Genomic DNA, 5,693 nt, shown 5'->3' on the forward strand with positions numbered 1-5,693 from the left:
AGCCGATGAAAATGAAATTTCTCGTGTTCAAGCATTACGAAAACAGCCACGACAATGGGCTAAGCACATAAACACTTTTCAAGAGGAGGACGAAAGAGAGTCCGAGGTATAAATATGCTATACCGTTTTTTATAACCCGAGCAATAAACGAGGTGAAAAAATGAAGACAAAAAAGCACTCATATTTTTATAGAGGCAATGAAAATGGTTCATGTCTATTTTCCAGCGCGCACCATAATATTCTATAATTTGCTCAACCGAAAGCGCCATATCTGTGGTCATCAGGGCAACGTATCGTGTTTTCCGATAAACCCAAATAACTCGCACCTGGCACTTCATCGTTTTTAGCATAACGGTTTGTGAATATGCCTGTACTTCTCTGTTTTTGCCGTAAAGAAAAACCGTATAAGCCTGGGAGTTTTCTTTAAATTTTGCTGCACAATCATCCACAGAACCCATACGTCGGCCATATTTTCGTGGGCGCCCAGCCTTAGTTTTTCCCGTAGGCACAGGTGCAAAACCATACAATGTAATATTTGTGCGCATACGAGAAAGTAGATGGAAAGAGCCTTCTTTTCCACGATCTAACCTGGACCAGAGGCCATTATTGCCAAACCAGCTATCTGTCACAGTCAACACTGGTTGATTATAATAATTTTGAATGCCCTTTATCATTGTGGCAGCCTGTGCCATTTTGTCTTCAAAAGGAAGAACTTCCCCTTTTCGTTTGGTTGTAGCAGATTCTGCCTCAATATCCTTTTTCATCATATAAAACCGAAAATCAAGGGGCAGGCAGGCCCATCGAGATTTTATTTTTTTCAATAACCCTACTGCCAGAATACACTGTGACCATGGGTAGGAACTCTGGTTGGACTTTGCTGCATGGTCGTGAAAATGTGCGCAACCAAAAATTTTCTTTCCACTCTTTGGATTTATAGAATCATCCAGTGCTACCATAATTCGTCCTTCTACAACTGGTGACGGAATCATTCCCCACATGGCTTGCCATAATCCTTCCCACGGTAATGTCGGACTCGCCATAAAGGCATAAAACCTCTGACTTTGCAGTTTAAAACCGAACAAAGTTTGCAGGGCACGTAACAGATTGGAGGTGATTGAAGATGTAAATGGCACCACCACAGCCAGCAACGTGTATGCAAACCAGACTTTTCTTTTCTGTCCCTGAGCAGTATTTGAAAATTCAGCTTGCAGAGGTCGTAGCAAATCACGTAAGATAAACAGTAGGTTGCTCCTTTTTTGGTATAGTTTCAAGTATTTAGCCATATTTGAAGTATACCATAGGAGCGCCTACTTTTTCAAAAGTTTAACGAGGTTTATTTTAATAAAATCAAAAACTTATCTTGAGCAAACCTTTCCCTTTGGTATGAAAAATGAATTTCAATTTCCATACCAACTGCATTTTAAACTTCCTTTGAGCCAGTATTAATTTTTAGGAAACTTCAGTTAAAGACCTATTGAAAGAAAAGGAAAAAATTATCAAGAAGTTCTTTGATTTTAAACCGCCGGTGCAATGACTTCCATTGATCCGGGAAACTTAACGGACTGAAAAGGATTCGGGCAGAATATGGAAAGCCTTTATTTTCGTCGTCATACGATGAAATATATAAAGCAATCGGTAATCGGACGCAGCCTTCATAGCTGACAATGGTATCATTGTTTAATGCTTTGATCGACTTTAATCCTTTTTGCTCTAACAGTTGGATAAACGCATTTTGTTTTATTTTAGCCTCAATGGTCTGGGACGCTTCCTGGGGAAGCGCCTGAATTATACCGGATATGGGAAAATAAGAAAAATTTGCCGCCCTGAACGCCTCATTTGCCGGCACCATTGTCAGTTTCCCGTCGGTGATTCGCTGATTGGAACTTTTAAGATCGAAGCGGATGTAATAGGTGTTAATTTCATTAAGATCCGCAGCCATTAAAGGTTTTAAGCATATCAGAATTTGAATGAGACTTGCGGTGAACAGCCAGATATCTTTTTTTATAAAATAAGGTATGAATATTGAATACCTTTTTGGATGAGTTGTTAAGTTAGATTGCATTTAGTTGTCCGTTTTAAGCGTGGGGGAGCTTTGTTTCTAAAGTTCGAAGCCATGACTGACGATTAACCTTTAACATGAATTCAAGATGCGAATCAATGGTGGCGAATTTGATTTTGCAACGGCCAACTGGAAAGAGGAGAAAAATGCTATGAAGAAACTATTGGTTTTGTCTGCATGTTTAATTACTTTGTTTTTATGGGGTTGTAGCAGAGGGGGGCCGGGAGGTATTCTGGATTCTTCTGCGCAAAATTCGGTTAATCAAAAAGTTGTTACGTTCCAGGTAACGGGCAAGGGGCTTGAGCCTGAAAATGCATTAACAAAAGGGGAAGCAATCCTCATGGCAGAGCGTGCAGCCGTTGCAGATGGATACCGGCAACTGGTCGAAAAAGTACGTGGCGTTTATGTGGATGCTTATATGAAAGCGGGTAGGGGCTCGGTAAATCAGGAAACAATTCAGCTGCATACGCAATCCTGGTTAAGGGGAACCGAAGTAATGGAGATTACCCAGGGAGAATATGGGATCACTACGGCCCGGTTGAGATTAAGAATTAATTTTTCGAAAAAAGGTATGATCTGGTGGCCCGTGGGTCTTGTTGACAAGGGTTGATGATGTTTAATCGAATATTAACAGGGGGGCCTTATGGGAACTTCATCTTTGACATCGACATTCCAAGGTAGGGTAGTGATTGTTCTGATACCTATGTATGTATCACTTTTCTATTATGGCAATATTGCAAATGGTGCATATCAAACGCTGAATTTTGATCCGGAAGGATATTCAATAATAGAACTTGAGGGCGTCATTGGAGACTACCGGGCCCAGGTAGACGTTATAAATGAACAAATTCATGGTATTCAAAAAGAGCTTGTTTGGCTTATGGGTAAAATAGATCGTATATCTGATACCGGGAGACATGTGCCAAAGCTGCTTCATGACTCTGCTGGATTAAAAGAAAAAAAACTCTCCCAGCTTGAGGCGCAAATAAAACATCTTACCAACATCCTTGAAAAATACCAAAAAGTCTACGACATAAAAAAAAACGGGGAAAAGGAGACAGATCAGATTAAGGTCTCGTTTACAACGGATATGATAGACGGGGGGGGGGACAAATCCAGTGTCAGTGTCCAGGCACAACTTCCGTATATTGAACAAGCCGTTAAAAGGGCAGGCCTTGAAGACTGGCTGGATGTCATGGCGGCAGACGGCGGCTGCGCGAAAATTAAAAATACCCTACCGATCCTCTTTTCTTCCGGCAGTGCTGCTCTGGCCAAGGAATACAAATCCTTTTTAAAGAAATTGGCTCTATTCCTTAAACCCTATGATGTTAAAGTTTATGTTAACGGATATGCAGACCCGGACCCCATTCATACCCTAAAATATCCTTCCAATCTGGAATTAGGCGCATCCCGGGCCGCTACTGTTGTTCACGAAATGGTGAAAAACGGTATGAGGCCGGATATCTTTAAAATCGGCTCAACAGGGGAGTACCGCTTTGCGGCCAAAATGGAGTCATCAAAAAAAAATTTCCAGCGTCGGGCACACCTCACGGTTGTATTCAGTGGTTAAATGAGGTAACATTCTAATTTGATGGGATTGTCGGCAATCACTATCCGAACGCCGAACGAAAAATTTTTAAGCCGAAAACTGGCTTGATCATAACTTCAGCCTCTTCGTGTTCATTTTTTCAAGAAGTAAGAAATAACACTGCAATTACAACTGGTTAGTAATAAATTAAATCGGGTCTTTTCATAGGTGCCCCATCTTATGATCAACTCCTCGAAAACCATGAGAATAAAAACAATCTTTATATCATCCATAATCCTGGCATTCGTACTTACCCTGCCGTTTTCCCGGGTAAATGGTGCAGAGGTATTTGAAGCTGAAGTTTCCTGATTTTTATCCGTCTATTGATTGTTTATAACGTGAGTTTGTCGCAGGGTCGAGTTTAATTTTTATAGGATTTGCCATGTAAATAGCAAAACCCCATTTTATTCTCCCTGCCCATACAAATCCAAGTAATAGGCAAAAAGCCCGTATTTTCAAGATTGTACATAATTTAGCTCAGAATAACAGGAAAATAAAAATTAGGAAACTTTAGTTTGAAGTTACCACTGATGAAATGTTTTTAGCCTGCCAACTTGTGTTTGAAGGGCGGGTAACATCACTATAATCCAGGCAGACCGGTGCCCGGCGCATTCATACCTTTGTTACCTGTGAGATACAGGACATCATCAAAGGAGATTATGCCGAAGACACCATTGCCCTTCGCTTCCTTGGCGGGAGCGTTGGAAATCGGACTCTGGCCGTCAGTGATATGACGTCTCCCCGGGCTGGGGAACGGCATTTATTTTGTGTAAATTCTTGAAGTTGATCAGGTTCACGCATTGTGCGGCTGGAGTCAGGGGCATTTCATTATTGAAGATGACGGTACCGGCACCGACCAGGTGATGACCGCTCAAAGCCAGCCGGTGACAACCTTGACTTTTGACACGGACCCGGAAGAAACAGAATCCCGGGACCAGACGGAAGGTAAAAAACTTTGAGCAGGCGTTGCCCAGGGAGTGAAACTTGAACAAAACAAAAAAGGACTGACACCGGATGAATTTAAACAGGTATTGAAGGAACGGCTGAATGAAATCGTCCAATAACAGCCATGGGCTGACCTGGACTATCAACATACAGGCACAATCCATAACAAAATATGATAGTAATTTAGAAAGCTACTGGAACTTTCATATAAAATTTGAAACACAAACGAATCGCGCTATTTTAGTCTTTATTTTTCTTGTGCTCACTGCCGTATTTTTTACGACAGCCCATGCCTACGAGGAAGCAGGCTATTCCTGGCCCACACCGTCAGCTACCTTTTACGTGGATATCCCCGGGGCAGACGGCCTTTGGAATGAAGCTTTTGAAGGCGCCATGTATGGATGGGGCGTTGATACCGTATTTCAATATTATATTGTTCGTGACACCTACTCGGACCCATGCGACCCGACAGACGAAAGAAACGGCGTGGGATTTTCCATCACGAGTTGCGGCGATGCCTGGGGAAGCAGCACCCTTGCCGTGACCCAGATTGGGTTCTCCGGGGACACCATAATAGAAACCGATATTATATTTAATGCCAACGATTCCTGGGACGTGTACTACGGGTCATGGTCAAGCAGCGTTAGCGATTTCCGCAGGATTGCCGTTCATGAGCTGGGCTATGCGCTGGGCCTGGGTCACGAGGACAGCGGCATTGCTACAATCATGGCATCTGTGGCCGGGAATACCACAATTCCTCAACAGGACGACATCGACGGGGTTGGAGCAATATACGGGGCATCGAAAATCACCTATTACAGGGACCTGGATGGGCCCGGATGGCCACCCAAACTCCCCCACTTGTGGCCACCCCAAAATCCCCCACCTAAACGTCAGCAAAATCTGTTGTAATCGCTGATAATCAAAAAATTTAGGGAAAAAGGCGACAGAACGTTTAACGTCTCATGTATCACTTGATCAATGCATACATGGGAGTTGGAAAGGATGAACGTTTTGAAACCAGAAAAACGAGCAGCAATGACCACCTTGCTCAACCAGAATGTCAGTCAGCGTGAAATAAGCAGAAATACCGGCATAGAC

7 protein-coding genes are annotated in these 5,693 nt (G+C 42.7%); 4 read left to right on the plus strand and 3 right to left on the minus strand.

Going from position 1 to position 5,693, the window contains the following annotated elements:
* Positions 1–59 precede the first annotated feature (59 nt).
* Together B147_RS27515 and B147_RS0105400 are read right to left on the minus strand one after the other, a co-directional pair.
* Complete coding sequence (locus B147_RS27515) at positions 60–1,283, minus strand: IS701 family transposase (RefSeq protein ID WP_020586222.1); 1,224 nt, start codon at positions 1,281–1,283, stop codon at positions 60–62.
* A 188-nt stretch (positions 1,284–1,471) separates the two neighbouring features.
* On the minus strand, positions 1,472–1,939 hold the full coding sequence (locus B147_RS0105400; protein WP_245568933.1) for a hypothetical protein: 468 nt from the start codon (positions 1,937–1,939) through the stop codon (positions 1,472–1,474).
* A gap of 271 nt (positions 1,940–2,210) precedes the next feature.
* On the opposite strand from B147_RS0105400, the gene B147_RS0105405 reads away from it, so the two are divergent.
* The gene (locus tag B147_RS0105405; RefSeq protein ID WP_033396949.1) at positions 2,211–2,669 is read left to right on the plus strand and encodes an LPP20 family lipoprotein; all 459 of its coding nucleotides are present in this window, start codon (positions 2,211–2,213) and stop codon (positions 2,667–2,669) included.
* Between the two features lie 33 nt (positions 2,670–2,702).
* The gene (locus B147_RS0105410; RefSeq protein WP_026259526.1) at positions 2,703–3,629 is read left to right on the plus strand and encodes an OmpA/MotB family protein; all 927 of its coding nucleotides are present in this window, start codon (positions 2,703–2,705) and stop codon (positions 3,627–3,629) included.
* A gap of 598 nt (positions 3,630–4,227) precedes the next feature.
* On the opposite strand, the gene B147_RS0105420 is transcribed toward B147_RS0105410, so the two are convergent.
* Entirely contained in the window at positions 4,228–4,407 is a 180-nt protein-coding gene (locus tag B147_RS0105420; RefSeq protein WP_020586227.1) for a hypothetical protein, read from the minus strand.
* Between the two features lie 40 nt (positions 4,408–4,447).
* Here B147_RS0105420 and B147_RS31660 point away from each other — a divergent pair, with 40 nt between their 5' ends.
* Both B147_RS31660 and B147_RS0105435 read left to right on the plus strand, forming a co-directional pair.
* A complete protein-coding gene (locus tag B147_RS31660) occupies positions 4,448–4,606 on the plus strand; it encodes a hypothetical protein (protein ID WP_020586228.1) in 159 nt (52 codons plus the stop codon).
* A gap of 88 nt (positions 4,607–4,694) precedes the next feature.
* The gene (locus B147_RS0105435; protein WP_020586229.1) at positions 4,695–5,504 is read left to right on the plus strand and encodes a matrixin family metalloprotease; all 810 of its coding nucleotides are present in this window, start codon (positions 4,695–4,697) and stop codon (positions 5,502–5,504) included.
* The last annotated feature ends 189 nt before the right edge of the window (positions 5,505–5,693 follow it).

Origin of the sequence: Desulfobacter curvatus DSM 3379, from assembly GCF_000373985.1 — a bacterium.
GTDB classification, from domain to species: domain Bacteria; phylum Desulfobacterota; class Desulfobacteria; order Desulfobacterales; family Desulfobacteraceae; genus Desulfobacter; species Desulfobacter curvatus.

Coding starts and splice junctions, on each gene's coding strand:
- B147_RS0105410 (WP_026259526.1), top strand. CDS start 2,703: ATGGGAACTTCATCTTTGACATCGACATTCCAAGGTAGGGTAGTGATT.
- B147_RS0105400 (WP_245568933.1), bottom strand. CDS start 1,939: ATGGCTGCGGATCTTAATGAAATTAACACCTATTACATCCGCTTCGAT.
- B147_RS27515 (WP_020586222.1), bottom strand. CDS start 1,283: ATGGCTAAATACTTGAAACTATACCAAAAAAGGAGCAACCTACTGTTT.
- B147_RS0105405 (WP_033396949.1), top strand. CDS start 2,211: ATGAAGAAACTATTGGTTTTGTCTGCATGTTTAATTACTTTGTTTTTA.
- B147_RS0105435 (WP_020586229.1), top strand. CDS start 4,695: ATGAAATCGTCCAATAACAGCCATGGGCTGACCTGGACTATCAACATA.
- B147_RS0105420 (WP_020586227.1), bottom strand. CDS start 4,407: ATGCCGTTCCCCAGCCCGGGGAGACGTCATATCACTGACGGCCAGAGT.